General features: G+C 41.1%; 25 protein-coding genes, 1 riboswitch and 2 other annotated features. Of the genes, 13 read left to right on the plus strand and 12 right to left on the minus strand.

Features of this window, described 5'->3' with window-relative positions; genetic code table 11:
• Window positions 1–156: 156 nt before the first annotated feature.
• The 3 genes from RBQ60_RS01225 to RBQ60_RS01235 all read right to left on the minus strand — a co-directional run bounded on the left by RBQ60_RS01225 (window position 157) and on the right by RBQ60_RS01235 (window position 4678).
• Window positions 157–912, minus strand: a complete 756-nt coding sequence (locus RBQ60_RS01225) for a TatD family hydrolase (protein WP_307884787.1) — start codon at window positions 910–912, stop codon at window positions 157–159.
• Window positions 912–2894 (minus strand): methionine--tRNA ligase, encoded by a 1983-nt coding sequence (gene metG, locus RBQ60_RS01230; protein ID WP_307884788.1) that lies wholly within the window; start codon window positions 2892–2894, stop codon window positions 912–914. Before metG ends, RBQ60_RS01225 begins: the two co-directional genes overlap by 1 nt.
• A gap of 161 nt (window positions 2895–3055) precedes the next feature.
• Window positions 3056–3310, minus strand: a binding site (T-box leader).
• 252 nt (window positions 3311–3562) lie between these two features.
• Window positions 3563–4678 carry an aminopeptidase gene (locus RBQ60_RS01235; RefSeq protein WP_307884789.1) on the minus strand — a complete coding sequence of 372 codons (1116 nt, stop codon included), beginning with the start codon at window positions 4676–4678 and terminating at the stop codon, window positions 3563–3565.
• Window positions 4679–4930: 252 nt separating this feature from the next.
• Here RBQ60_RS01235 and RBQ60_RS01240 point away from each other — a divergent pair, with 252 nt between their 5' ends.
• The 7 genes from RBQ60_RS01240 (at window position 4931) to RBQ60_RS01270 (ending at window position 11673) form a co-directional block, all read left to right on the plus strand.
• Complete coding sequence (locus RBQ60_RS01240; protein WP_307884790.1) at window positions 4931–5278, plus strand: NifB/NifX family molybdenum-iron cluster-binding protein; 348 nt, start codon at window positions 4931–4933, stop codon at window positions 5276–5278.
• Between the two features lies 1 nt (window position 5279).
• On the plus strand, window positions 5280–5786 hold the full coding sequence (locus tag RBQ60_RS01245) for a YqeG family HAD IIIA-type phosphatase (protein WP_307884791.1): 507 nt from the start codon (window positions 5280–5282) through the stop codon (window positions 5784–5786).
• A 278-nt stretch (window positions 5787–6064) separates the two neighbouring features.
• The gene (gene efp, locus RBQ60_RS01250; protein ID WP_307884792.1) at window positions 6065–6628 is read left to right on the plus strand and encodes an elongation factor P; all 564 of its coding nucleotides are present in this window, start codon (window positions 6065–6067) and stop codon (window positions 6626–6628) included.
• Window positions 6629–6759: 131 nt separating this feature from the next.
• Window positions 6760–7110 (plus strand): CD1247 N-terminal domain-containing protein, encoded by a 351-nt coding sequence (locus RBQ60_RS01255; protein WP_307884793.1) that lies wholly within the window; start codon window positions 6760–6762, stop codon window positions 7108–7110.
• Window positions 7111–7608: 498 nt separating this feature from the next.
• Window positions 7609–7680, plus strand: a riboswitch (Fluoride riboswitch).
• Between the two features lie 52 nt (window positions 7681–7732).
• Window positions 7733–8941, plus strand: coding sequence for a cation:proton antiporter (locus tag RBQ60_RS01260; RefSeq protein WP_307884794.1), 1209 nt, complete (start codon window positions 7733–7735; stop codon window positions 8939–8941).
• 206 nt (window positions 8942–9147) lie between these two features.
• Window positions 9148–9391: a binding site (T-box leader), on the plus strand.
• 96 nt (window positions 9392–9487) lie between these two features.
• Window positions 9488–10870 carry a TrpB-like pyridoxal phosphate-dependent enzyme gene (locus RBQ60_RS01265; protein WP_307884795.1) on the plus strand — a complete coding sequence of 461 codons (1383 nt, stop codon included), beginning with the start codon at window positions 9488–9490 and terminating at the stop codon, window positions 10868–10870.
• Between the two features lie 272 nt (window positions 10871–11142).
• Window positions 11143–11673, plus strand: a complete 531-nt coding sequence (locus RBQ60_RS01270; RefSeq protein WP_307884796.1) for a CDP-alcohol phosphatidyltransferase family protein — start codon at window positions 11143–11145, stop codon at window positions 11671–11673.
• A 41-nt stretch (window positions 11674–11714) separates the two neighbouring features.
• Here RBQ60_RS01270 and RBQ60_RS01275 read toward each other — a convergent pair whose 3' ends face one another.
• The 8 genes from RBQ60_RS01275 to RBQ60_RS01310 all read right to left on the minus strand — a co-directional run bounded on the left by RBQ60_RS01275 (window position 11715) and on the right by RBQ60_RS01310 (window position 18457).
• A complete protein-coding gene (locus tag RBQ60_RS01275) occupies window positions 11715–11966 on the minus strand; it encodes a hypothetical protein (RefSeq protein ID WP_307884797.1) in 252 nt (83 codons plus the stop codon).
• 164 nt (window positions 11967–12130) lie between these two features.
• The gene (locus RBQ60_RS15290) at window positions 12131–12211 is read right to left on the minus strand and encodes a hypothetical protein (RefSeq protein WP_331654266.1); all 81 of its coding nucleotides are present in this window, start codon (window positions 12209–12211) and stop codon (window positions 12131–12133) included.
• A 296-nt stretch (window positions 12212–12507) separates the two neighbouring features.
• The gene (locus tag RBQ60_RS01285; protein WP_307884798.1) at window positions 12508–13437 is read right to left on the minus strand and encodes an ABC transporter permease; all 930 of its coding nucleotides are present in this window, start codon (window positions 13435–13437) and stop codon (window positions 12508–12510) included.
• Between the two features lies 1 nt (window position 13438).
• Window positions 13439–14515: an ABC transporter permease gene (locus RBQ60_RS01290; protein WP_307884799.1), complete on the minus strand. Its 1077-nt coding sequence runs from the start codon at window positions 14513–14515 to the stop codon at window positions 13439–13441.
• On the minus strand, window positions 14512–16032 hold the full coding sequence (locus tag RBQ60_RS01295) for an ABC transporter ATP-binding protein (protein WP_307884800.1): 1521 nt from the start codon (window positions 16030–16032) through the stop codon (window positions 14512–14514). Before RBQ60_RS01295 ends, RBQ60_RS01290 begins: the two co-directional genes overlap by 4 nt.
• Window positions 16033–16133: 101 nt before the next feature.
• Window positions 16134–17258 (minus strand): BMP family ABC transporter substrate-binding protein, encoded by a 1125-nt coding sequence (locus tag RBQ60_RS01300; RefSeq protein WP_307884801.1) that lies wholly within the window; start codon window positions 17256–17258, stop codon window positions 16134–16136.
• Window positions 17259–17405: 147 nt separating this feature from the next.
• Window positions 17406–17981, minus strand: coding sequence for a xanthine phosphoribosyltransferase (locus tag RBQ60_RS01305; RefSeq protein ID WP_307884802.1), 576 nt, complete (start codon window positions 17979–17981; stop codon window positions 17406–17408).
• A gap of 296 nt (window positions 17982–18277) precedes the next feature.
• Entirely contained in the window at window positions 18278–18457 is a 180-nt protein-coding gene (locus tag RBQ60_RS01310) for a hypothetical protein (protein WP_307884803.1), read from the minus strand.
• Between the two features lie 123 nt (window positions 18458–18580).
• On the opposite strand from RBQ60_RS01310, the gene RBQ60_RS01315 reads away from it, so the two are divergent.
• On the plus strand, window positions 18581–19072 hold the full coding sequence (locus tag RBQ60_RS01315) for a hypothetical protein (protein WP_307884804.1): 492 nt from the start codon (window positions 18581–18583) through the stop codon (window positions 19070–19072).
• 576 nt (window positions 19073–19648) lie between these two features.
• Entirely contained in the window at window positions 19649–21046 is a 1398-nt protein-coding gene (locus RBQ60_RS01320) for an MATE family efflux transporter (protein WP_307884805.1), read from the plus strand.
• Between the two features lie 302 nt (window positions 21047–21348).
• On the opposite strand, the gene RBQ60_RS01325 is transcribed toward RBQ60_RS01320, so the two are convergent.
• Window positions 21349–21492, minus strand: a complete 144-nt coding sequence (locus RBQ60_RS01325; protein WP_307884806.1) for a hypothetical protein — start codon at window positions 21490–21492, stop codon at window positions 21349–21351.
• 221 nt (window positions 21493–21713) lie between these two features.
• Between RBQ60_RS01325 and RBQ60_RS01330 the strand changes: the two genes are divergently transcribed.
• From RBQ60_RS01330 to RBQ60_RS01345, 4 genes are all read left to right on the plus strand, one after another.
• Complete coding sequence (locus RBQ60_RS01330; protein WP_307884807.1) at window positions 21714–22502, plus strand: divergent polysaccharide deacetylase family protein; 789 nt, start codon at window positions 21714–21716, stop codon at window positions 22500–22502.
• 162 nt (window positions 22503–22664) lie between these two features.
• A complete protein-coding gene (locus tag RBQ60_RS01335; protein WP_307884808.1) occupies window positions 22665–23228 on the plus strand; it encodes a Holliday junction resolvase RecU in 564 nt (187 codons plus the stop codon).
• Entirely contained in the window at window positions 23222–24604 is a 1383-nt protein-coding gene (locus RBQ60_RS01340) for a TldD/PmbA family protein (protein ID WP_307884809.1), read from the plus strand. Before RBQ60_RS01335 ends, RBQ60_RS01340 begins: the two co-directional genes overlap by 7 nt.
• A gap of 4 nt (window positions 24605–24608) precedes the next feature.
• Window positions 24609–25949 (plus strand): TldD/PmbA family protein, encoded by a 1341-nt coding sequence (locus RBQ60_RS01345; RefSeq protein WP_307884810.1) that lies wholly within the window; start codon window positions 24609–24611, stop codon window positions 25947–25949.
• Window positions 25950–26146: the final 197 nt, after the last annotated feature.

The following is a 26146-nucleotide window of genomic DNA, read 5'->3' on the forward strand; positions in this document are numbered from 1 at the left end:
GGCGCAGTCGCATTTACACGGGAGAGTCGTCACTTCCGCATGCTTTTTATTTTCGATTTTTCAAACAACTGCAAAAAATAAAGATATATCGTATGGATATATCTTTACTCTACAGGTAGTATATTAACACATTTGTAACATTTATGCAACGTTTTTTTAAAAAAATAAATTTTGTGCATTTTTACTAGTAATTTCTGCCACCTTTTCAGGGGTTGTTTTCTTGATTTCAGCGATTTTATTTACAATAAATTCCAGATTCCTGGAGTCATTTCGCTTGCCACGGTTGGGTGCAGGGGATAGGTATGGACTGTCTGTCTCGATTAAAATTTTATCAAGTGGGACTGCCTCCACCACTTCCACTAGCTTTTTGGCATTTGGAAAGGTTACAACCCCCCCAATGCCGATGTAAAAGCCCATTTTCGCATAGTCAACCGCCATTGGAGCTGCACCAGAGTAACAGTGGATTACACCACGACGAACGTTGCTGGACGCCATAATATCATAGGTTTCTTTGGATGCATCCCGTGAATGAATTATTACAGGTTTGTTAACAGATTCCGCAAGACGGAGTTGCTGACGGAACCAGAATTGCTGCAATTCTCTGGGGTGCCTGTCGTAATAATAATCAAGGCCAATTTCCCCTATAGCAACTACTTTTTTATGTTCGGAGAGCCGACGGAGCTCTTCGATGGTTTGAGATGACATATTATACAATTCATGAGGATGAATTCCTACTGCGGCATAAAAATAATCATAACGCTCAGCAAGGCGAATGCCGTCCTTTGAGCTTCTGATATCACAGCCCACGTTTACCACGTAGTCTATACCGCAAGAGGGGAGAAGCCTCAAGAGCTCCTCCCGATCATTCTTGAATCGTCTGTCATCAAAATGTGCGTGAGATTCGAAATACATTAGCTAATGCCACTTCCGCTAGGGAATTCTTCCTTTTCTGTAGTCAAAAGACTCAAATTGCCGTTTCCGTCGTCGGCGCAAAGAATCATACCGTAGGATAGTTCACCCATCATTTTTCTTGGTTTTAAGTTATAGGCAACCACAACTTTTTTGCCTACCATTTCTTCTGGAGTATACCATGGTTTAATCCCAGAGAAGATCACTCTTTCTTCTTCCCCCAGTTTTACAATGTTGCGAAGAAGCTTTTTGGAGCCTTCTACAACGGAGCTAGCGATGACTTCGCCAACTTTAAGTTGTACCTTGCAGAAATCGTCTATGGTAATTTCAGCAGGGTATTCGGGTTCATCATGTTTCTTTTTGTCTTCTTTCTTTTCTTCTTTTCCCTGATTTGCAACGGCGGTAGCCTGAGAAGCTTTAATTGCAGCTTCCAGCTCTGCCAATTCCTTTTTCATATCAATACGAGGGAAGAGGCTTTCGCCTTTTTCTACCTTTAACTCTTCAGGCAATAAGCCCCATTCTTTTGACATTTCCCAATCAATAATTTTGTTGCTGATGTTGTACTGTTTCCAGATTTTTTCGGGTGTGTTGGGAATAAAGGGCTGAATCAGGATAGAAATAATTCTTACGCTTTCGGCAACGTGGTACAAAGCGTTTGCCAATTCTCCTTTTTTCTCCTCATCCTTGCAAAGAATCCAAGGTTGTGTTTCATCAATATATTTGTTTGTTCTGCGAATTAAGTTCCAAATTTCAATTAAAGCATCGCTAAAGAACATTTTTTCCATAGCAGCTTCTACTTTTTCAGCAGTACCCACTGCCATGCCTTCTAACTCAGCATCGAAATTTGTTTTGGAACGTACATCAGGCAGCTGGCCGCCGAAATATTTTTCAATCATACCAACGGTTCTGGAAACCAGATTACCCAAGTCGTTTGCTAAGTCAGAGTTAATACGCTGAATCAAAGCTTCGTTATTAAAGTTACCGTCCTGTCCAAACGCAATTTCTCGCAGGAGGAAGTAACGGATAGAGTCTACGCCGTATTTTTCCACCAAAACGTTAGGGTCTACAACGTTACCAACGGATTTAGACATTTTGCCGCCGTTGATAACCAACCAGCCATGGCCAAAAATTTTCTTAGGCAAAGGCAAGTTTAAGGCCATCAACATTGCAGGCCAAATAATAGCGTGGAAACGTACGATTTCCTTTCCTACGACATGGATATCAGCGGGCCAGTATTTGCAGTATAAGCTGTCATCTTCAGAACCATAGCCTAAGGCAGTGATATAGTTGGAAAGAGCGTCAATCCAAACATACACAACATGGCCTGGGTCAAATTCAACGGGAACACCCCATTTAAAAGAGGTACGGGAAACCGCCAAGTCTTCCAAGCCTGGCCTTAGGAAGTTGTTAATCATTTCGTTTTGGCGTGTATTTGGCTGCAAGAATTCTGTGTTTTCTTCCATGTATTTCAAGATGCGATCCTGATATTTGGAAAGACGGAAGAAATAGCTTTCTTCTTTTACCAACTCAACGTCACGGCCACAGTCGGGGCATTTGCCGTTTACCAACTGGTGCTCTGTAAAGAAGGATTCACAAGGAGTGCAGTACCAGCCTTCATAAGAGCTTTTATAAATATCTCCCTGATCATAAAGCTGTTTGAAAATTTTCTGAACCGCTTTTACATGATAATCATCGGTGGTACGGATGAATTTATCATAGGAAATATTTAATGTTTTCCAAAGTTCTTTGATACCCACAACGATATTGTCGATATATTCTTTTGGTTGCATTCCCTGGCTGTTTGCGATACGCTCTAATTTCTGACCGTGTTCGTCGGTTCCAGTTAAAAACATTACATCAAAGCCACGCAGTCTTTTGTAGCGGGCCATGGTATCTGTTGCTACGGTGCAATAGGAATGACCGATATGCAGCTTATCACTAGGATAATAAATGGGTGTGGTGATATAGAATTTTTCTTTTTCCACTTTTGTCTCTCTCCTTTTTCATGTTATCAAAATGGTGGTACTTGTCCAATTTTTTGCTAAGGAAGCTTTTTATACAGCTTTTGTAAAGCACAATCGTTTTTATTTGATAGGACTTCAAATAGCGAATTACTATGAAATAAAAAAACCGTCCCTCATATTATACAAAGGACGGTTAATCACCGTGTTACCACCTTAATTTGTCTTTTTTTCGCAAAAAAGACCTCAATAGGTACAATCGTACCATTGCGCTTTAACGGGCGCACCCGTCGCAGCCTAAAGAATGAATCCTTCGGTGCGCAGCTCCAAGACCATGTTCAACGGTTGCCCCTGTACCTTTTCTCAGCTAAGGTAACACTTTACCTTTCAGGCTCTCTTTCACATAGCATGCCGTTTACTCTTCTTTTCATAGCCAGTTTATCATATAACAGGATTTTACTATAACATTAAGAGATAGTCAATAAAAGAAGCCTTGAAATTCCACTTTTTCACGGAATAGGGGCTTATTCAGGTGATTTAAAATCTCGGTCATCACTTTATGATGCAAAGTGATGACGCTAGCTGATGTTTCTCGCAAATGCTTATAGAAAAAAGTTCTTTGTCCTCTATTTCTTTCAAGAATGAGGGGGATTTGGGCAAGGCTCAAGGTTTTATTCATTCTAATTTTGTTATTATTTCAATTTATCAGGGTTTAGAACTTCCAGTTCAGGCAGAATAAAAATACCATCCTTACGAATGAGTATATCATCAAACCAAATTTCGCCGCCACCAAACTCGGGGGTCATTATCAAAACCAAATCCCAATGAATTGCAGATTGGTTACCGTTAGGTGCATCATCGTAGCAATTACCAGGGGTAAAATGAATACTACCACTGATTTTTTCGTCAAACAAAATATTGTTCATGGGTTTTGTAATAAAAGGATTCACACCAATGGCAAATTCCCCTACATATCTTGCACCCTCATCGGTATTAAAAATTTTTTCCAGACGTTCTTTGTCGTTACCATCCACCTCAATGATTTTACCATCTTTGAAAGTCAATTTTACCTGTTCGAATGTAAAGCTGTTATATTCAGAAGGGGTGTTATAGGTAATAACGCCGTTAACAGAATTTCTAACGGGGGCGGTATAAACTTCCCCATCGGGGATGTTGCATCTACCAGCACATTTCACTGCGGGAATATCCTTAATGGAGAAGGTTAGGTCTGTATCTTTCGCCACAAGACGAACCTTATCGGTTTTATTCATCAGTTCAACTAAAGAATCCATAGCCTTACTCATTTTGCCGTAGTCTAAGTTACATACGTTAAAATAGAAATCTTCAAAGTCTTCTAAGCTGGTTTCGGCAGATTGAGCCATGGAGTTTGTGGGGTAACGCAGCACCACCCATTTTGTGCGAGGCACACGAATACCGTGATGTACAGGGTCAGTGTAAAGACGGTTTTGTAAATCAAGTTTCTCGTTGGGAACGTCAGCCTGTTCTTTCAGGTTATCTTCACCACGAACCCCGATGAAAGCATCCATTTGCTCCATCAAGCGGCTATCCACTTCAGCCATAATTTTTTGCTGTTCTTCCGTAGCCCCTAAAAGTAATTCTCGTTCCAAAGAGTTTGTCATTACTTGTAAAAAAGGCGTAGCTCCAACTTTATAAACTTCCTTGATAATTTGTTTTACCAAAGGCGTGGGGTGAATCCCGTTGCAGTTGATGAGTATTTTTTCTCCTTTTTCTAGGCGGCAAGAATAGTTTACTAAATTATATGCTAATGTTTTTATTCTTTCATCCATTTAAGTCAGCTCCTTTGTATTCAAATACTTACAGGTAGTATTTTACACTTTTTTTGATATATATGCAAAAAAAATGTACGGAAAATTGACAAACATCTAAAAAAGCGGATACAATAACCTTAATGTTTTCATAGAGTAAGGAATTTAACATCATTAAAGGGTGGAAAATCATATAGTTTGAGAATAAAAAACGAAGCGTAGTACCGCTACCATGTATAAGTTTTAAAAATCTTTGATTGGGGGGAAGTTTTGGTGCGTGTGGCAATACCCACAAGAGATGGAAGAATTGAGCCTGTTTTTTCAAGGGCAGAGGAATATACCATATATGATGTGGAAATTGAATTGGTGAAGTCAAAGGTAGTTGTACCTATTGGTAAAAAGGAGTTGGGTAATTTTTTAATGGACGAAGCCATAAACATAGTGATTTGCGGTAGAATTCGTTCGGGTTCTCGCAATGTTTTGCGTTTGAAGCGGGTGGAGTTGATTTATGGTGTAAGCGGTGAGGCCGATGATATTATGATTCGGTACTTAAGCGGGGAACGACTAGGAGATATAGATGAAAATGCATTTTGGAGTAAAGATGTAGAAGGGTTGGAATGATATGATTTTAGAACGTTTTTTTCCTGATATTTATGTGAAATCCGTTTATGAATTGCCAATTGAGAAGTTAAAGGCAATGGGTATCAAGGGCTTGGTGTTTGACATTGATAATACTGTGGCCCCTTTTGATATTGCCGAGCCCGATGATGATTTAATGGAACTTTTTTTATATTTGAAAAAACAAGGGTTCCGTATTTGCATTCTTTCCAATAATAATAGAAAGAGAGTTCAGTTATTTAATAAGAACTTGAAAACTTTGGCGGTGCATAAAGCGGGAAAACCAGGGGTAAGAAAACTAAAACTGGCTTTGAAAAAACTGAAATTATCACCGAAGCATACAGCGATTATTGGGGATCAAATTTTTACCGATATGTGGTGTGGGCATAAAGCAGGACTTATCTGTATTCTAACGGCACCAATTTGCGATAGAGATCAGCTGGTTACAAAGGTAAAAAGAGGACTAGAGAAACAGGTATTAAAGGTATATTTTAAACGAGAAGGGAAATAAAAAATAATAGAAAATACCCTATTTTATCAAGTTCTTATTGAAATCTACGGGCTTTTCTATTAGAATATAAAAGGATATGCTTATTTTTCAGAGAAGCAAGCATGATAGGTTAACGGACGATGTAAGTATGCCATAAAATTAGTGTCTTACAAAAGAAAACAGAGGGAGTGAAACTCGACTGATTTCAAGGCGTTTACAACACGCTGTCTGTTATAAATACAATTTTTTAAAAGTTGTAAGTCTATGACCGAAGTAATGATTTTGAGGAGGAAATACGAATGATTTCTGCAGGTGATTTTAGAAATGGTGTAACAATGGAATACGAAGGCGCACCCTATGTGATTTTGGAATTCCAGCACGTAAAGCCTGGTAAAGGTGCGGCGTTTGTACGTACAAAAATTAAGAACTTAAAAACAGGGGCTGTTTTGGAAAAAACATTCAGACCTACTGAAAAGATGCCTAAGGCACATATTGACAGACAGGATATGCAGTACCTGTACAGCGATGGGGACTTGGTCCACTTCATGAATGCTGAAACCTTTGATCAGATTGCAATCAATGCTGACCAAGTAGGCGATGCATTAGAGTTTGTAAAAGAAAATGAGGTTGTTAAAATTCTCTCCTATGGTGGTCAGGTTTTCGGTATCGAACCCCCTCTGTTTGTAGAGCTGAAAATTGCGGAAACAGAACCAGGCTTTGCTGGTAACACAGCACAGGGTGCTACAAAGCCTGCGAAGTTGGAAACAGGTGCACAGATTCAGGTTCCTTTATTCATCAACCAGGATGAAGTGGTTAAGATTGATACAAGAACAGGCGAATATTTAGGTAGAGTAAGTTCCTAATGATGAAGCGAATTTAATTTTCGTTGGGTTTAAGTGCCAACAAAAAACTATGGGTTAATTTCTATGATTTTTATTCATAGTAGTTAGGTCTTTGATAAATCCTGAAAGTATTGAAAAGGGGGTTTTTTGACATGGAATACTTTGAAAAAAAAATCACTTATCTTCGAGGTCTGTGTGATGGAAGCGGCTTTGACGAGGACAGCAAGGAAGGCAAGGTTTTTCACGGCATATTAGATGTATTAGATGATATGGCGTTTATGCTGGAGACTTTCATGGATGACGAAGATATGGAATGTATGGGTGATTGCGAATGTGAAGGGGAAAATGAACCAATATTTTTCTATTCTTTCATCTGTCCAAACTGCGGCGAGGAAATTGACGTTGACGAGGTAACCATGGAAACGGAAACGGAAATTGGTTGTCCGAAATGTGGTAACGGCATTCCCATGGGAACTGCGGATATAGATAAGCTAAAGTTTTAAAATAGAAAGGGGATCGGCAACGTGTCGATTCCCTTTTTTGATGTAAGAAATCTAATCTATTCTTGTCATCCTATATTTTCTATGATAAAATGAATAAAAATATTGCCGAGTAACTGAATTTTGATGTTCTCGGTAGATTTGCTACGCAAATATGCAAAGCCCATCCAAACCAAATAAGCAAGCTATTGCTTTGTCTGTGTATGCCTAGTTCCGCCATAAGAAAATGAACGAGACCAACAGCGGAGTACCTCAAACCAAGGAGTTCTCGGTAGATTTGCTATGCAAATAGGCAAAACTCATCCAAATCATCCAAGCAAGCTTGGGATTTGCCTGTGTATGCCTAATTTCTCCGTTTGATTAAGAATGATAACCAACAGCGGAGTACCTCGAACCAAGGAGTTCTTGGTAGACTTGCTACGCAACTAGGCAAGACCCATCCAAACCGCTCAAGCAAGCTTGCGATTTGTCTGAGCATGCCTAGTTTCTCAGCTATTGGGTATAATATTAGGGAATGAAGTTCTCCCTTGGGAAACCTAAACCGCTTTTTAAGCTGATGACTTCTGCTCATTTACAAGGCAGAGGTGTCAGCTTTTTTGTTGCCTTTGCAAGAAAGGAGAAAAAAATGGTATCATCATTGGCATTTATTTTTTTACTAGGGTTATGTTTTGCAGCATTATTTGCAAAATTAAAGCTACCTCGTATTATTGGTATGTTGTTTTCTGGGATTTTAATGGGGCCATACGTCCTGAACTTACTTGAACCAACAATTTTGGAGGTATCTCCCGATTTAAGGCAGATTGCACTGATTATTATTTTATTAAAGGCTGGACTATCCCTAAATGTTGTTGACTTAAAGAAAGTGGGGCGTCCAGCGGTATTGCTGTCTTTTGTGCCAGCCTGTTTTGAGATTATAGGGTTTATTGTTTTAGCCCCCGTGTTTTTTCAATTGTCTGTGATTGAGGCTGCCCTAATGGGGACGGTTTTGGCGGCAGTATCGCCAGCGGTTATTGTTCCAAGAATGGTTCGTTTTATAGAGGAGGGTTATGGAACTGAAAAAAGTATCCCCCAATTGATTTTAGCAGGGGCATCGGCGGACGATGTTTTCGTAATCGTTTTATTTTCAACGGTTTTGGGATTAGCCCAGGGGAAATCCGTTTCTGCAACCAGCCTTACAGCGATCCCCATCTCCATTGTGTTGGGCATTGCCCTTGGAGTCGCTGTTGGCTACTTGTTGGCAATCTTTTTTGAAGCAGTTAACAAACGAGGGGCGCATATTCGTAATAGCACCAAAGTAGTAGTTTTACTGGGCTTTGCCTTTCTTTTGGTTAGTTTGGAAAGTTGGCTAAAGGGAGTAATTCCTTTATCAGGTCTATTGGCAGTTATGAGTATGGCCATTGCTTTGCAGATGAAAACCATAGAAAAAGTGACAAAGGGTTTGTCGGAGAAATTTTCAAAACTTTGGATTGGTGCAGAGTTGCTATTATTTGTTTTAGTGGGTGCAGCTGTGGACATTCGATATGCCGCAGAGGCTGGATTTAACGCAATTTTACTGATACTACTGGCATTATGTTTCCGCATTCTTGGGGTGTTTATCTGCTTGTTAGGCACTCAGTTGAATAAAGGGGAACGGCTTTTTTGCATGATTGCGTACATGCCAAAAGCTACGGTGCAGGCGGCAATTGGCGGGGTGCCCTTAGCCATGGGCTTGCCCTGTGGTAGCTTGATTTTGACGGTGGCCGTTGTTTCTATTTTGGTAACGGCACCCTTAGGTGCGTTTGCCATAGACAGGAGCCATAAAAAATTACTTTCCCAAGAGAGACGCAGAGAATGAGGCCATGGAGGTTCATTTTCTATGTAAAATTTTTGACCTTTACGGAAAGAAAAAGTGGAAGTTCTACTGATGGCCAAAAAACATATTTGATAAGTCTCCTGTAAAAATAAACAGAAAAAGGATATGGTAAAAACAGAAAAGTATCATAAGTACCAAAATAAATTTTGTGTATTGACAACGATACAATTTCAGCGTAAGATTTATCCAACAAACCGATGAGGGAGAAGAGTACTTTCAAGAAAAAACAACAGAGAGCTGCCGAGGGTGGAAAGGCGGTGTGGATTTTTGAAAGGAATGGCCTCCTGAGGGCAAGCAGAACGTTTAGTATGCGAGCCGGAGCAGATACTCCGTTACCAACGAGGGCATATGTTAGTATGCCATGAGAGGGTACTTATTTTTGTACCAAGCCGGGTGGCACCGCAGGAGTGAATTTATGCTCTTGTCCCTGCAAAGTAATTTTGTTGGGACGGGAGCTTTTTTTATTGCAAGAAACAGTTTCTATCTCCCAACAGGCCATAAACCACCGTATAGAGAGGAGACGAAAACATGAAGAACAAGGAAATTCCCTACAAAATTTATTTGAATGAGCAGGAGATGCCAAAACAGTGGTACAACGTGCGTGCAGATATGAAGAAAAAACCAGCACCACTGTTAAATCCAGGAACACTGGAACCTATGACAGCAGATGATTTGTACGTGGTATTCTGTGAAGAATTGGCACATCAAGAGTTGGATGATACCACCGCCTATATTGATATCCCTCAGGAGATTCAGGATTTTTACAGAATGTATCGCCCATCCCCTTTGGTTCGTGCTTATTGCTTGGAGGAAAAATTGAAGACACCTGCAAAAATTTATTATAAATTTGAGGGAAATAACACAAGTGGCAGCCATAAGCTGAATTCTGCCATCGCTCAGGCTTATTATGCAAAGAAGCAGGGTTTAATAGGGGTAACCACGGAAACTGGTGCAGGACAATGGGGTACAGCACTATCCATGGCTTGTGCATACTTAGATTTAGACTGTGATGTTTATATGGTTAAAGTTTCTTATGAACAAAAGCCCTTCCGTAGAGAAGTCATGCGTACTTATGGAACAAAAGTCACACCCTCCCCATCTACGGCAACAGAGGTGGGAAAAAAGATTTTGGCGGAACATCCAAATACCACAGGTAGCTTGGGCTGTGCTATTTCAGAGGCGGTGGAGTCTGCCGTAAGCCGTGAAGGATACCGCTATGTATTGGGTAGCGTATTAAACCAAGTTTTGTTACATCAATCAATAATCGGTTTGGAAGCCAAAGTGGCTTTGGATAAATACGGCATCGTTCCCGACGTTATCATCGGCTGTGCCGGCGGTGGTTCAAACCTTGGTGGTCTTATTTCTCCTTTCATGGGTGAGAAGCTTCGAGGGGAGAAGGATTATCAGTTTATTGCTGTGGAGCCTGCATCCTGCCCTAGTTTAACAAGGGGAAAATATGTATATGACTTCTGTGATACAGGCATGGTGACGCCTTTGGCGAAGATGTATACCTTAGGCAGTGGTTTCATACCTTCAGCAAACCATGCAGGGGGATTACGTTACCATGGCATGAGCCCTGTAGTGTCAGAATTGTTCCACCAAGGATTATTAGAAGCACGTTCCGTTGAGCAAACATCGGTATTTGAAGCGGCAGAACAATTTGCTAGAGTGGAGGGCATTTTGCCTGCTCCTGAAAGTTCCCATGCAATCCGTGTTGCCATTGATGAAGCGTTGCGTTGTAAGGAAACAGGAGAAGAAAAGACGATTCTTTTTGGCCTCACAGGTACGGGTTACTTTGACATGCTTGCCTATGAAAAATATAACAACGGAGAAATGGGGGACTACATTCCTTCTGATGAAGATTTACAAAAAGGATTTGATGGTCTTCCTGATATCCCGCAGAACCGATAAGGTTGGAAGAGCTTTGTAAGTCCCCCTTCATTGGGGGCTTATCAGGTGGCTTAAGAGAAAGAAGAACCTAACCTTATTTGACCATGCTTCAGAGTTTTTTGAGAATCTCATAGAGATGGAAGAAAGGAAAAACTTACTTTTTTGTGAAGAAATAATAAATAATCTTTCTTTATTCAAAAAAAATTTTATAATAGAGTAGGTGGGGAAAAGAGTAACTTACTCTATTTTCTCTCATATGGTAGCTGTGGATAGAATATTTTTGAGGTGGACAAATGAGGCATATTCCCAATGCATTCACAATAGCAAGGATGGTTAGCTCGGTTTTTTTGCTGTGGGTTGAGCCATTTTCAGTCTGGTTTATGGTGCTTTACTTTTTCTGTGGAATCAGCGATGTTCTAGATGGTTTTATTGCCAGAAGTTTTCAACTTACTTCTTCTTTGGGAGCAACATTAGATAGTGTAGCTGACTGGATTTTTGTATGCATCGTGTTATATGTAACCCTTCCTATTTTGGTGTTGCCATCGTGGGTTTTGCCTTGGATAGGAGGTATTGCATTTATAAAAGTGTGTTCCTTGGTACTTGGTGTCGTGCGTTATGGGTCGTTGGCTTTTTTACACACCTATTTGAATAAAATAACTGGGAGCATGCTTTTTGGATTTCCCCTATTTTATTCTATTTTTGGAATGGATGACACAGCGGTAGTGCTTTGCACTGTTGCCAGCGTTGCAGCCGTTGAAGAACTGGTAATTAATATTACCCATAGGGAACTAAAAAGAGATAGAAAGAGTATATTTTTTAATTAAAAAAGGATATTGCACAGAATTGCAATATCCTTTTTATCATTTTATGCTGCCGCTTTTGTTTTGGGGCGATTGGTAAGGAGTACACGTTCCACGCTCCAATAGAAGTTATCTTCCCCAAAGATTCTTTTAAGTCTGTTCGATGCATCGCTCTGGTAGACCACAATCAATTCCTTTAGTGTTTGAGCACAAGATACATCAATATTAGATATACCACGCATGGAGAAAAGAACAGTATCTGCCCCTTCTACCTTGGTAGCAATATCAGCAACTGCTTGGGTATTCGCAAAAATCACTGGGCCTGTAATATATACGACCTTGCATTTTTGTATCTGTCACAAAGAACAGGATCCGTTACATTCATATACGGTTCATATCTCGTTTCGTAGTTAATATCAATGAAGGAAAGGCGTGTGACTAAGAACACCAAATTAATCAAAACGCCGAGACTCCCATTCGTTCATTCTCTAGCGGTTACCATAAGAACCCCTGCTAATGCCGCCAAAGGAATTTGGGATATGACGGGTGCCAAGAGGAACATGGAGATGAGAAGGCAAACGGCATGAAAAATACCGACCAAACGGGTTTGTGCCCCAGATTTGCGGCAACGCTGGAGCGGGCAATGGCTGCTGTAGCAGGGATGCCACCGAAGAAGGGTTAAAGATAATAAAAGCGATATACCGTTCTCGACGGTAAAAATGGGGATTTTACTGCCGTTTCCCTTATGGTTTTTATACAACTTTAGCGACTTATTAACAAAGTGTTCCAAATAATTAAAAAAAGCCTGATTTTCCATATGAAATACTATGGAAAGTCGGCTTTTTTTACTGTAAAAAATTAACGTTCCTCTCTGAAGTAAGGGTTGCCCAAGTCTGCAGGAGGCATATCTTCTTTCTTATTTTTCCTTGTACTGATGATTACGATAATGATGGTTGCCGCATAGGGGAGCATATCAATCAGGTACTGAGAAATATGGATGCCCATGCTCTGTAAACGGAAGCCCAAAATGGATAACCCACCGAATAAGAAAGCACCAATCATGGCCTTGATCGGGTTCCAAGAAGCGAAGATTACCAAAGCCACGGCAATCCAACCACGGCCTGCAATAATATGTTCTTGCCAAACGGGAACGGTTACTAAGGACATATAGGCACCGCCTAAACCGCACAAGGCACCACCCAATAGGATATGAACGTATTTGTATAAGGATACGTTGATGCCAGATGCATCTGCCGCCGCTGCACTTTCACCCACAGCACGAAGGTTTAAGCCTTTTTTTGTACGGAACAGATAATAGGTGGAAGCAATAATGGTGATATACCCAAAGTATACAAAAACGTCTTGGTTGAATAAAATGTCCCCAATATAGGGAAGAGAGGACAGTACAGGGATAGGCCTTGCAACGAAAAAGCTTTTGATATCCCCAGGAACGATAGAGCCCATAATGCTGGTGCCTAAAAAGCTAGCAAAGCCTTCGCCAAAAATAGTCAGTGTCAAGCCGCAAACCGTTTGGTTTACACGAAGGGATACGGTTAAGAAGGCGTAGAGCAATGCACCCACCGCACCTGCAAGAACTGCACCCAGCATGGCAAGAAGGGGATTATGGGTATTTAAGCCAACAATAAAACCGATGATGGCGCCCATATACATCATACCTTCCACACCAAGGTTTAGATGACCTGCTTTTTGGGAAAAGATTTCGCCCAAGGTGGCGAAAAGAAGGGGGGTACCCGCAATGATAGCAGCTGAAAGAAAACCGACTAACATATTATTTCGCCTCCTTTTTCACTTTTAAAAACTTATGGAAACTAACTTTGTATTGCAGGAAGAATTCGCTACCTAATACAAAGAATAAGATAATTGCCTGAATCATGTCTGCAACGGATGCAGGAACTTGCATGGAAATTTGAATATAATTGCCGCCCTGTACCAAAATAGCGAAGGCTACACAAACAAATAATGTTGCAATGGCATTTAAACCTGCAAGCCATGTGGTGATAATTGCAGTAAAGCCGTAGTTTGCAGAAAGAGAAGCAGATAATGTTTTCTCTACTGCGGATGCCTGAATCATACCTGTTAAACCACAAAGGCCACCGGAAAGCATCATAGAAATAATAATGATAGAGGAAATATTCATACCTGCATAGCGAGCAGTTTCAATACTTTCACCAACGACTGATATTTCATAACCTTTTTTTGTATGGTTTAGGAAGATGTAAACCAAAACCACCAAAATCAAAGCGATAATCCAACCCATATGCACACCGCCTAAGGAAGGTAGGATTGCGGAGTCAGAGAATGAGGCAATCTTCGGGAAGCCTTGAGAAGAAGGATCCTTCCAAGGGCCATATTGCAAATAAGTCACAAACTTGATTGCCAAATAGTTTAACATCAACGTAAAAATCGTTTCATTTGTACCCATTTTTGCCTTGAAGAATGCAGGAATAAATGCCCAAAGACCACCCATAACCATAGCGGCAATTGCCATAGATAACAGCATCAAAGGTTTTGGCAAGTCTAAGTTCAGGGCAACGGCAGAAGCCGCAAATGCACCCATCATAATCTGACCTTCGCCACCGATATTCCAGAACTTCATTTTAAAGGCAACCAAGATACCTAAGGAGGTAATAATCAAAGGTATTGCCTTTAAAGTTGTTTGTTGAATACGAATGGTTGTGCCCAAAGCACCTTCTATCATAGAGGTGAAAATTGTAATTGGGTTATATCCCAAAAGGGTAATGACCAAACCAGCAAAAACAATGGACAGGGCTACGGAAAGAATACGTATCATTATAGCTTTGTTACGAGGCAAATCATCTCGTTTTACGATTTTTAAAGGAATCATGACCGTACCTCCTTCTCCAATGGGCCACCTGCCATTAATAGGCCGATGTCTTCTTTTGTAATTTCTTCAGGGTTCACGATGCCTGTCATTTTACCACCGCAAAACACCATAATTCTGTCACAAAGGGCCATCAAAACGTCTAAGTCTTCACCGATGAACAGCACGCCAACGCCCTTTTTCTTTTGCTCATTTAGCAGGTCATAAATTTTATAGGATGCACCAATATCCAAGCCGCGGGCGGGATAAGCAGTGATTAAAACTTTAGGGTTAGAATCAATTTCACGTCCCAAAAGGACTTTCTGGATATTACCGCCGGATAGTTTTTTAATGGGATGATGCACACCAGGAGTAAGGATTTCCAACTGTTCTACCAAGCGTTCCGCTTTTTTTGTGCTTTCTTTTCTACGCAAGAAAAAGCCTGGCTGATTGGGATAATCCCTTAAAATCATGTTATGAACCATATCCATAGAGCCAACTAAGCCCATACCCAAACGATCCTCGGGGATAAAGCCCATGCGGATGCCTAGGTGGATAATATCACGAGGGGTTTTCCCAAGGATATTTGCGTTTTCAAAGAAGATACGACCTTTGTCAGCGGGTAACAGCCCAGCAATGGCTTCGCAGATTTCCTTCTGACCACTTCCGGCAACACCAGCAATGCCTAGAATTTCACCAGAATGTAAGTCGAAGTTAATATCTTCTAATGCATGTTTGTTTTCTTTGGTGGAGACGTATAGGCCATCTACTTTTAATAAAGCTGTGTCTTGGCTGCAATGGGGTTTATCCAGCTCCAAATCCACCTTTTTGCCTACCATCATTTCAATCAAAGGATTTACTTCCACATCTTTTGTTTCCACGGTTTCAATAGACTGACCACGACGCAAAACCGTAATGCGGTCGGAAATTTCCATTACTTCCCCCAGTTTATGGGTGATGATGACAATGGCACAGCCTTGGTTCTTCATGTTTCTTAAAATGGCAAAAAGACGCTTGATCTCCTGAGGGGTTAAAACTGCCGTAGGTTCGTCCAAAATAAGGATTTTTGCACCACGGTACAACACCTTTATGATTTCCAGCGTCTGCTTTTCGCCTACAGACATTTCATAAACTTTTTTATCGGGCTTAATATCCAGGCCATACTTGTCGCAGATAGCCTGCATCTCTTTGGTAAGGTGCTTGCCATGCAGAGCAATACCTTTGCTGCCCATAACCATATTTTCTTTTGCTGTCATAACATCGACCAGCTTAAAATGCTGATGGATCATACCGATACCCAGTGCAATGGAGTCCTTAGGGGAGGAAAACTCCACCTCTTTCCCTTGGATAGAGATAGTGCCGCTATCGGGAGTATAGATGCCAGAAAGCATACTCATGAGGGTACTCTTTCCGGCACCATTTTCTCCTAATAGTGCGTGAATCTCACCGTTAAACACAGTGAGATTCACGTTTTCATTCGCCTTAACGGACCCAAAAGCCTTGGAAATATTCTTCATTTCGATTGCTTTTACAGGTTCCATGTTTTTTTCTCCTAATCTTTTAAAGACTATCGTATTTTTGTTTCCAAAAATACTCATAACGGTGGGGGCTTTACGCCTTATTTCCGTTAAAGGGGATTTTCTTAGTTTACAGCGGAAACGCCTTTTACTAAGTTTTGCATTACAGTCCAGATTGCTGCTCTATCAAGAGTTTCGCCTTCTGCTACTAGTTCATTACCTTCTGTATCATAGATAGGCCCAACGAATACAGGGAATTCACCAGCTTCCATTTTTGCAGCAACTTCATTTACTTTGTCCTGTACATCCTGAGGTACCAATTCTGTCATAGGTGCAAGACCCAAATAACCATCTTGCATAGTACCATAGTAGGATTCAGGAACATATTCGCCAGCAATGATTTTTTCAATTGTAGGGATCAAGTATTTGTCATGATGCCATACAGGTGCTGTTAAGAAAGAACCAGGTGCTACCTTAGAGTTATCTAAGTTGTAACCAACAGCCAATTTGCCTGCTGCCTCTGCTGCCAACTGAGGGCCTGCGGAGTCACCGTGCTGGGTGATGATGTCGCAATCCTGTGCCAACAAAGATTCAGCTGCTGCTTTTTCGTTAGCAGGATCGTTCCAGCTGTTTACATAAACAACTTTTACTTCTACATCAGGGTTTACGCTCTGTGCGCCCAAAGCGAAAGCATCGATACCGATATGTACTTCTGTATAAGGGAAAGCTGCAACGTAACCCAATTTGTTTGTTTCTGTCATCATACCTGCAATCATACCAGAGAGGTATCTGGGTTCTTCCATTGCACCAAAGTAGTTACCAAAGTTTGTTTCGTTCATTTTATAGCCAGAGAAATGTAAGAAAGTTACTTCAGGGTATTCTGTTGCCAGTTCTTCCAATGCATCCATAAAACCAAAGCTTGTACCAACAACAATAGAAGCACCCTGGTCAATCATATTGATTGCTGTAGTTTTTACTGTTTGCTTTTCTTCTGCTACGTTTTCAGCAATAATGGTTTCCACCTTGTCGCCGAAGTATTCCTGAACAGCCTTTGTTCCGTTGTGCTGTGCCTGAGAATAACCGCCGTCGTTCTGGGATCCGATGTAAATAAAACCTACTTTTGTTACTTCTGCTGTTGCATCGCCTGCTTCTGCCGCAGGTTGTTCGTTGCCGCCGCCACAACCAACCAGAGCTGTCATGGACATGGTTACTGTCAACGCCAATGCCAAGAATTTTGTTAACTTTTTCATGGTTCCTCTCCTTTTCTTCTTACAATAGTAATAATAATAAAATTGTGATAGGTATGTTAAACGCCCTCCCCTTTGACGAAGGCAGAATAACCAAAAAAAACAGAGCTTGTCTTGCCACAATAACAGGAAACAGCAAATAAGGACGTATTAATCTTTAAAATAGATTTTTCCGTCCTCAATTTTCGTAATAACAGCTAATGAATCAACATGGTAGCCAAGGTCTCGAAGCTTTTTACTTCCACCTTGGAATTCTTTTTCCACAACGGCAGCAATACCGCATACAGTACCGCCTGCTTGCTCCACAAGGTTTGCAAGGCCTGCTGCTGCTTCTCCGTGGGCAAGAAAATCATCAATAATCAAGACTCTATCGTCTTTGTTTAAATATTTTTTAGATACTTTGGCGACGGAAACCGTGCCTTTAGTGAAAGATTTTACGGGGGCACCGTAAAAATCTTCAGTCATCGTGCTGGGTTGTGTTTTTTTTGCAAAAACAACAGGCACCAGATCGAAATAAATGGCTGCTATGGCGGCAATGCCGATACCAGAGGCTTCTATGGTAAGAATTTTATTAATTCCCATATTACCGAAGCGTCGATAGATTTCTTTGCCTAATGCCTTAAATAAGCCAATGTCTAATTGGTGATTCAAAAATGAATCCACCTTAACGATCTCTGTGCCTACTTCTGTTCCGTCGTTTATAATTCTACGTTTTAACAATTCCATGATAAATGGCTCCTTCTTACATAAAACTTGTTGTTTAAAAAGGTATTTTAATTATACGGTGGGACGATGGCGATGTAAATAGGATAAAGTCGAATTGTATAATATTTTATATAAATGAGATATCCGCCTAGAAAAAAAGAGTAAAATTTCGAAATAAATGTGTTGCTCTTTGGGGAAAAGTTATGAAATAAATTCAAAATTCTATCTACTACAACGAAGCCGAGTGTTTTTTTTTGTATGGGTTTTTCAGGTAAAGAGGGCAGCAAAAACATTGTTGCCCTCTAAACGGAGAAGTTTTACCGTTCGCCATTTGCTTTTTCTAACTCATCCAGAGAGTTATGCTCATTGATACGGCCCAGTATATCAGCCCTCTCCTCGGTGGTCAAGGTGTAAAAACGTTTCATATCCGAGCTGTTATGGGCTATTTCCTTCGCTAACTCAGGACGAAGGGTAGAGATATCTTGAAAAATTTTCATACTTTCACCTCCAAAACTAAGTATGTGAAAAAAGCTGGAATATGATGCAGTAGTAATTGATTTTTACCTAGAATTAAATGTATAATTTATGAGAATATATATTGTAAAAAAGGAGGGGAAAGAATGGATTTTTTTGAAAGGATCGGGGAAGTAGCTAAGAATTTAACAGAAAAAGCAGGAGACAGCTTGGAAATCAACCGTTTGACTGGGGAAATTTCCCTTGAAAAAGGGAATATTCAGTGCTATCAGAGGGAGTTGGGGCAGTACTTTTGGGCAAAGTTTGCCGTTGGTGAGAAGTTGGATGATGAGGCAATGTTAATTTGTGATAAAATTGTAGTGAGCCAAGATCGCATGCGTCAGCTGGAATTAGAAATTGAAAATATCAAAAAAGAAAGAGAAATGATTTTAGAAGAACGGGTCAAGGCGAAAGTAGCGGAGGTCGACAGCAATGAAGCACAGTCTACAGAGGAACGACCTCAAGAAGTCATTGACGCTACAGCTAGCCAGGTTATAGAAGAAAAGGTAGAAGAAGGCCCCAAGTATTGTGCCAACTGTGGCGGGGGAATAAAACAGGGGCAAAGATTTTGTATTTTCTGTGGCGCAGAGGTGAAGTGAGAACTTGACTTATTATTTTCCATATGATACCATTTGTTACAAAGCTAAAAAGGTAAAGTTTTTGTTGTTTAAAAGGAAGATTTAAGGAATAATTTTTTTCATGGCTTATTCAAAACATGTTGAATAGAAAGAAAAAAACAAAAAGAATTAATTTGTTCTAAGGTGTTGACATATAATTGAATGATACAATTCTTCGGAAATGGGATAACCATACCGGCGGTAAGAGCCCGCGAGCCGAGGCGAAAGCCAGAGCAGGATTCGTTGTAATGCGAAGCCGACAGTCAGTCTGGATGGGAGAAGAAGGTGCACTTAAATTGTACGGTGATGGAGTGCCTTTTTCTGCAACAAACGAAGAGAAATAAGGCATTCTATCAAATAAGGTAGGGTGCTTTTTTTGCGGGAAAATTGAAGAAATATGATTTTTGCAAGCGAAGCTAGGCCCCTACTAGCATTTTTCCAAAGTTACATAAACGGATGAATTCTCAGCCATAAGAGGTTCGGTGAACAGGCAGTTTGTTAAAAGTGAACATGAGCGATTTGTGGTGCATTTTATAGGCAAAATACTTAGGGGGTAGTATGATGCAGGATAATATACTAGGTACAGAAAAAATTGGCAAGCTGTTATTTAAGTTTTCCGTTCCAACAACAATGACGCTAATTGTAAACAGTTTGTACAATATTGTAGACCAAGTCTTTGTGGGCCGTGCCGTAGGAATTGACGGGGTGGCGGCTACGAATGTATCTTTTCCCATTTTTATCATGTCTGCGGCTTTGGCACTGATGATCGGAGATGGATGTGCTGCCAATATTAGCCTTTCCTTGGGACGTGGGGATGAGGAGGCAGGAAATCGGTTTTTTGCCAACGGATTTTTATTGCTTCTACTAGCAGGAGCGGTGATTTTTTGTGGAGGAATGATGTTTTTAAGGCCTATGTTGCTCTTTTTCGGGGCATCGGAAGCCGTTATGGATATTTCTGCGACATATACATCCATTATTCTTTGGGGGTTGCCTTTTTCCATGTGTAATATGGCACTAACGGCCATTATTCGAGCAGACGGAAACCCCCAATACATGATGCGTACCATGATGATTGGGGCGGCGATCAACTTAATTTTAGACCCAATCCTGATTTTTAAGTTTCAAATGGGGGTGCAAGGGGCAGCTTTGGCAACCATAGCAGGTCAAGTCGTAGCGGGATGTCTTGCATTAGCCTATATTCCGAGAATGGAACATGTGCAGTTGGGAAAGGGGAAGTTGAGACTGGAGTGGAAGTTTATCCGTGCAATTTGTGCCCTGGGATTTCCCAGTTTCTGTATGCAGGCGGCTACGGCGGCAACGCAAATCGTAATGAACAATTTAATGCGTTACTATGGCGGATTAAGCATATATGGCAGTGAAATCACCCTGTCTTGCTATGGGATTATGACAAAATTATACCAAATTGCCCATGCCATGTTTGTTGGTTTGGCGTCAGGCACACAACCCATTAATGGTTTTAACTTTGGTTCGAGAAAATACAAACGGGTAAGGGAGACTTACCGCATTGCTGTGGGGGTATCTCTTGCTATTTCTGTCATTTGGTTTGGTATTTTTCGCTGGGGCGGTGCCTTTATTGCAGAAGTATTCGTGAAGGACGAACCTTTGTATTTAGAATTTGCACAGCATTGTTTTCGTGCATATATGCTAGCATTCTTCTTGTACGGCCCACCGCAGGTGACGGCATCTTTCTTTCAGGCAGTGGGCAAACCCATGAAGTCTCTTTTGGTTGCTTTGTCAAGGCAGGTTATTTTTCTGATTCCCTTGTCACTTCTTATGTCTGAAAGCTATGAATTAAATGGTGCTTTGTATGCTGCACCCATCGCAGACACCCTTGCCTTTTTGTTGGCCATGGCCATGATTTATCATGAATTTCAAGGATGGAAAAAAGTCGGTTATCTTGTAGAAAAGGAAGGCTCCTATAAAGCAGCAGATTAGAAAATGCAAAAGAAGTAATAAGTCCATAAAGATATTTAAGGGTATCCTTGTTTATGAAAATGAGGATGCCCTTATTTTTTTATTTGCTCCCAAATAGTGGCTATGTATGCTTGCGTTTATATTTTAGGGATTGTATTTATAGCTTCAATCGAAGTAACTTTTGTTCCACGATCATAAGAATTATGTTTCGTGTAAAGTTGATATAGTTTAAACAGAGGTGGAAATCTATGGTAGTACCCAAAGCTTTTATAAACTGTAAAAGAAAAGGGAACGGATTGTATCCGCCCCCTTTAAAATACCCATTAATTATTTTTCAGGTATTTCAACATACATTTAATTGCCAAAACAGCAAGGGTAATGCCCAAAACAAAACGTATTACGGGCACTGCTATGACAAATATTGAAAGAAAATCCATTGAGGAAGAAAAATTACTGATTGTTTCCATATTGTTTTGCCTCCAATTCAATCCAGTAAGCTTACTTGACTGATTTAATTGTAGCATAATGGGTATTCCCACAGCAAGAAAATAATGGAATAAATAGTAAATTAAACGTTGAAAAAATGGGGAGAGAGGGTGAGTACAACCCCTTTTGGTTTAAAAAGGGGAATATTGGACGGCTTTCAAGTGTATCTTATTTAACAAATAGATAAGGAAGGCTTGATAAAATGAAAAAAAGCTGGAAAAATGGAATCTGTTATTTGCTATTGTTTTCTTGTTGCTTTGTAGGTGGTAGGGTGGTTGCTGCGAAGCAGGCAGTAAAGGCAACTAGTGTTTCATCCTGCGGAAAATTGGCCATTGTCATAGATGATTTTGGGTATAACGGGGAAGGGACAGATGCAATGCTGGCGTTGCCCATTCCCTTGACGGCGGCGGTTATGCCCTTTTCAGAACATACCCTAGAGGATGCAGAAAAGGTTCAGGCGGCGGGAAAGGAGGTTATTATACATATGCCCATGGAATCTTTGGACGGCAAGCCAGAGTGGGTAGGGGAGAAAGGTATTTTTCGTAATATGGATGATGAGGGAATTAAGGCCAGAGTAGAAGAGGCGTTTACCATTTTACCCGATGCTGTAGGTATGAATAACCATATGGGGTCGGCCATTATGGAGGATGAACGGTGCGTTGGCATTATTTTGGATGTTTTGAAAGAGCATGAAGGTTTTTTTGTAGATAGTGTAACTACTGCAAAGAGTCAGGGGCGAGCTTTAACAAAGGAAAAAGGGGTACCTTTTTTAGCCAGAAGGGTATTTTTAGACAGTACCGACGATGTGGAAGTGGTGAAGAAAAACCTAAGAAAGGCGGCGGAGATTGCCTTAAAGGATGGGGAGGTTGTGGCAATTGGCCATGTTGGTCCTGAAGGCGGAAACGTAACGGTGAAAGCAATAGAGTGTCTGATTCCTGAATTAGAGAAGGCAGGAATTACTTTTGTTGCCGCAAGTGAGTTGACGAAATAATACATTCCCTAGACTCTGCAATTATGTGCAGCGAATTACAGAGGTAGGAATTTTAATATAGAGGTTAATTTTCTTTTCCTGAGTGGTATGGTATAATAGTCACATTCGTTAGAGAGGGAGAAAACCCCATCTCAAAAAAAGGTATGGCTGTGAGGAGGAGAAATGTCTCATTGGAATTCAAGGGGGCTAAGAGGTAGCTCGTTAGAAGAAAGCATCAATTTTACCAACGAAAAATATCGGCAAAGGGGGCTCTGTTTGTTGCAAAAGGTACCCACGCCCATTACCCCGGTGAAAATTGACCAAGAAAAACGGACAATTACCCTGGCATATTTTGAAAAACAAAGCACTGTTGATTATATTGGGGTAGCCCAGGGAGTACCTGTGTGTTTTGATGCAAAAGAAACATCCCATAAAAATCTGCCATTGCAGAATATACATAGGCACCAGATAGAGTTTATGGCAGATTTTCGTGCACAGCGGGGATTGGCTTTTCTTCTGGTGCATTTTACGTCATTCGACCAATATTATTTATTACCCTTCGAAACACTGGAAGAATTTTGGTTGAGGGCAGAAAAGGGAGGGAGAAAATCCATTCCTTTGGCAGACTTTGAGGAAAAATACAGAATACAAAAAACAGGGAATGGCTTATTGCATTATTTGGAAGCAGTAAGTCTATACTTAGAAGAAACGGATAATAAGAAGAGAAAGGATGGTGGAGTATGCTGACAAAGTCTGTTGTGGAGAATACACTATCCGCCGCTTTGGGAACAGGGGCGGACTTTGCTGAAATATATATGGAACAAACCAAACGAAACATCATAAGCGTTGTAAACGGGAAGGTAGAATCTGCCCAAAGCGGTTTAGATTATGGTGCAGGAATACGGTTGTTTTTCCAAAACAAGGCCATTTATGGCTTTACCAATGACACTTCAGAAAAAAACTTAATTCGCATTGCAAGAGAAGCGGCAGCGGCTGCCCGAGGGGATCGGATTTACCAACTACAAGGCTGGAGAAAAATGAATCTGGCGTGTATGAATCCCATTCGCATCATGCCTGATGAAGTGGAAAAGAGAAAAAAAGCAGAGAAGCTTTTTTTGGCCACAGAGGCGGCCAACAAGTATAGCCCTTTGATTACTCAAACGAGAACAGGATGTCTTGATATTGTCAAGGATATTTTCATTGCCAATACAGATGGGTTATGGGCAGAAGAACAACGTGTTCGTAGCCGTTTTACTGTAGAGGCCATAGCCTCATCGGCTACAGAAAAACAAAGTGGGCATTTAGGCCCTGGGGCATCCATGGGGTTTGAATTATATGACGAGATTGATGTGGAAGAGAGGGCAAGGGAATCGGCACGTATTGCCGTAACCATGCTGGGAGCAAAGCCTTGCCCCGCAGGAAGAATGCCTGTGGTGATTGACAATGGCTTTGGCGGTGTCATCTTTCATGAGGCTTGCGGCCATAGTTTGGAAGCCACGGCGGTAGCTAGAAATGCCTCTGTTTTTGCTGGAAAAATGGGACAGCAAATTGCATCCTCTGTGGTAACTGCCATTGACGATGGAACCATTCCCAATGGATGGGGTTCTTCTGCCATGGACGATGAGGGCACGCCAACCCAAAGGAATGTGCTAATCGAAAACGGTATTTTACGCTCCTATTTGGTTGATAAATTAAACGGACGACGCATGGGGGCAAACGCTACAGGTTCCTCAAGGCGGGAAAGCTATCGCTTTGCCCCTACCAGCCGTATGACAAACACATTTATTGATAATGGGCAAAGTACAACGGATGAGATTATTGGAAATACGGAATTTGGTTTATACGCAAAGCAAATGGGCGGAGGTAGCGTTGACCCTGCAACGGGTTCCTTTAATTTTGCGGTTTTAGAAGGCTATATGATTCGTAATGGAAAAATTGCCGAGCCTGTTCGTGGTGCAACTTTAATCGGAAAAGGCATGGAAGTTTTACAGAAAATAGACATGGTCGGAGATAATTTGGCAAGGGCCCAAGGGATGTGCGGCAGTATTAGCGGTTCGATCCCCACGGATGTGGGACAGCCTATGATCAGAGTAAAAGAAATGACCGTTGGCGGAAGGGGGTAAAGACTTGGATAGACAGGCGTTACAAAATCAGATTATAAAAGAAGCCTTAGAACAAGGCTTTACCGATTGCGAAGTGTTCTACTTGGGCGGTGAAAGCTTTGAAGTGCTTTTGATGGAAGGGGAAGTTTCCAATTACGAGAACAGTAGTGAAGGGGGCGTTTCTTTCCGTGGCACATATGAAGGTCGTACTGGCTATGCTTTTTCTGAGCGGTTGGAAGAGGATACCATTACATTTTTAATTGAAGCGGCAAAGGAAAATGCAATGCTGATGGCGGAAGAAGAACGGGAAGAACTATTTGGCGGGGAGGATTATCCTGAGTTTAATGGTTATTACCCCGAGCTAGAGCAGGTTTGTGTAGAAAAGCGGATTCAACTGGCAAAGCGTATGGAAGAAGCGGCACTAAACGGTGCCGAGAGTGTTGCCTCCTTAGATTATTGTGTTTTGGGCATAGGCAAAAGGGAAGTAGCCATAGCCAATAGCTTAGGGCTGAATATTTCGTATACCAAAAATTTTGCTTCGGGATATGTCAGTGCCATTGCAAAAAGTGGCGATGAAACGAAAAAAGGCTCTGCTTTTTGGAAGGGAACCAACTGGGCAGACTTTGACCCAGAGGAAACAGGAAGGAAAGCGGCAAGGCGAGGGGCAGCGTTACTGGGTGCAGGTACCGTAGACAGTGGCACCTATACAGCCGTCCTAGATGGTAAGGCAATGACTGCATTACTATCCTCTTTCAGTGGTGTTTTCTTTGCAGAAAATGTACAAAAGGGTTTTTCCTTGCTGAAGGATAAAGTGGGAGAGAAAGTTGCGGCAGATTGTATTACTTTGCGTGATGATGCCCTGTTAGAAGGGGGCTATGCTTCCGTACCCTTTGACAGCGAAGGGGTTGCAGGAAAAAACAAAGAGGTTATAGAACATGGTAGGCTAAAAACCTTTTTGTATAATTTAAAATCAGCAAAGAAAGATGGTGTACGTTCAACAGGAAATGGTTTTAAAGCTGGGTTGACTGCACCTGTGAAAACAGCGTGTACCAATTTTTATATTCAAAAGGGCGAGAATTCTTTAGATGAACTTATAAGTACCATGGGCAATGGCCTATATGTTACTGATTTTATGGGTCTGCATGCAGGGACAAATGCAGTCTCTGGGGATTTTTCCCTTTCCGCAGAAGGTTTTTATGTGGAGAATGGGAGAATTGTAAACCCTGTTGAGCAGATCACCATTGCAGGGAATTTTTACGCCCTTTTACTAGATGTTTTAGCGGTGGGGGATGACCTGTATTATGCTTCCAGTGGAAAAGGGTCGCCCTCAGTTTTGGCGAAAAACATAGCGGTAGCAGGAAAATAAAGGGCTGTGGGTTCATAAGGATATTTTAAGTGGCAATCACAATTACAGTGGCTGTCACTTTTTTGAAGAGGTATTTTAAAGCAATAAGTTATGTTATGAAAGGCTTGGATAAGCATGGGGTGAAAACAAATGATCTGCTATGAAATTTTTCTGATGAGAGGAGCATGTAAAAAAAGCAGTGTCCTGAGCACTGCGAA

It is taken from the genome of Anaerotignum sp. MB30-C6 (assembly GCF_030908465.1).
GTDB lineage: Bacteria > Bacillota > Clostridia > Lachnospirales > Anaerotignaceae > Chakrabartyella.

Bases quoted from the DNA above. Each gene is read 5' to 3' on its own strand.
- RBQ60_RS01325 (WP_307884806.1), bottom strand. From the start codon at position 21,492: ATGGAAACAATCAGTAATTTTTCTTCCTCAATGGATTTTCTTTCAATA.
- RBQ60_RS01245 (WP_307884791.1), top strand. From the start codon at position 5,280: ATGATTTTAGAACGTTTTTTTCCTGATATTTATGTGAAATCCGTTTAT.
- efp (WP_307884792.1), top strand. From the start codon at position 6,065: ATGATTTCTGCAGGTGATTTTAGAAATGGTGTAACAATGGAATACGAA.
- RBQ60_RS01295 (WP_307884800.1), bottom strand. From the start codon at position 16,032: ATGGAACCTGTAAAAGCAATCGAAATGAAGAATATTTCCAAGGCTTTT.
- RBQ60_RS01340 (WP_307884809.1), top strand. From the start codon at position 23,222: ATGCTGACAAAGTCTGTTGTGGAGAATACACTATCCGCCGCTTTGGGA.
- RBQ60_RS01310 (WP_307884803.1), bottom strand. From the start codon at position 18,457: ATGAAAATTTTTCAAGATATCTCTACCCTTCGTCCTGAGTTAGCGAAG.
- RBQ60_RS01235 (WP_307884789.1), bottom strand. From the start codon at position 4,678: ATGGATGAAAGAATAAAAACATTAGCATATAATTTAGTAAACTATTCT.
- RBQ60_RS01265 (WP_307884795.1), top strand. From the start codon at position 9,488: ATGAAGAACAAGGAAATTCCCTACAAAATTTATTTGAATGAGCAGGAG.
- RBQ60_RS01225 (WP_307884787.1), bottom strand. From the start codon at position 912: ATGTATTTCGAATCTCACGCACATTTTGATGACAGACGATTCAAGAAT.
- RBQ60_RS01285 (WP_307884798.1), bottom strand. From the start codon at position 13,437: ATGTTAGTCGGTTTTCTTTCAGCTGCTATCATTGCGGGTACCCCCCTT.
- RBQ60_RS01300 (WP_307884801.1), bottom strand. From the start codon at position 17,258: ATGAAAAAGTTAACAAAATTCTTGGCATTGGCGTTGACAGTAACCATG.
- RBQ60_RS01335 (WP_307884808.1), top strand. From the start codon at position 22,665: ATGTCTCATTGGAATTCAAGGGGGCTAAGAGGTAGCTCGTTAGAAGAA.
- RBQ60_RS01270 (WP_307884796.1), top strand. From the start codon at position 11,143: ATGAGGCATATTCCCAATGCATTCACAATAGCAAGGATGGTTAGCTCG.
- RBQ60_RS01260 (WP_307884794.1), top strand. From the start codon at position 7,733: ATGGTATCATCATTGGCATTTATTTTTTTACTAGGGTTATGTTTTGCA.
- RBQ60_RS01320 (WP_307884805.1), top strand. From the start codon at position 19,649: ATGATGCAGGATAATATACTAGGTACAGAAAAAATTGGCAAGCTGTTA.
- RBQ60_RS01305 (WP_307884802.1), bottom strand. From the start codon at position 17,981: ATGGAATTGTTAAAACGTAGAATTATAAACGACGGAACAGAAGTAGGC.
- RBQ60_RS01290 (WP_307884799.1), bottom strand. From the start codon at position 14,515: ATGATTCCTTTAAAAATCGTAAAACGAGATGATTTGCCTCGTAACAAA.
- RBQ60_RS01255 (WP_307884793.1), top strand. From the start codon at position 6,760: ATGGAATACTTTGAAAAAAAAATCACTTATCTTCGAGGTCTGTGTGAT.
- RBQ60_RS01315 (WP_307884804.1), top strand. From the start codon at position 18,581: ATGGATTTTTTTGAAAGGATCGGGGAAGTAGCTAAGAATTTAACAGAA.
- RBQ60_RS01330 (WP_307884807.1), top strand. From the start codon at position 21,714: ATGAAAAAAAGCTGGAAAAATGGAATCTGTTATTTGCTATTGTTTTCT.
- RBQ60_RS15290 (WP_331654266.1), bottom strand. From the start codon at position 12,211: ATGTTCCTCTTGGCACCCGTCATATCCCAAATTCCTTTGGCGGCATTA.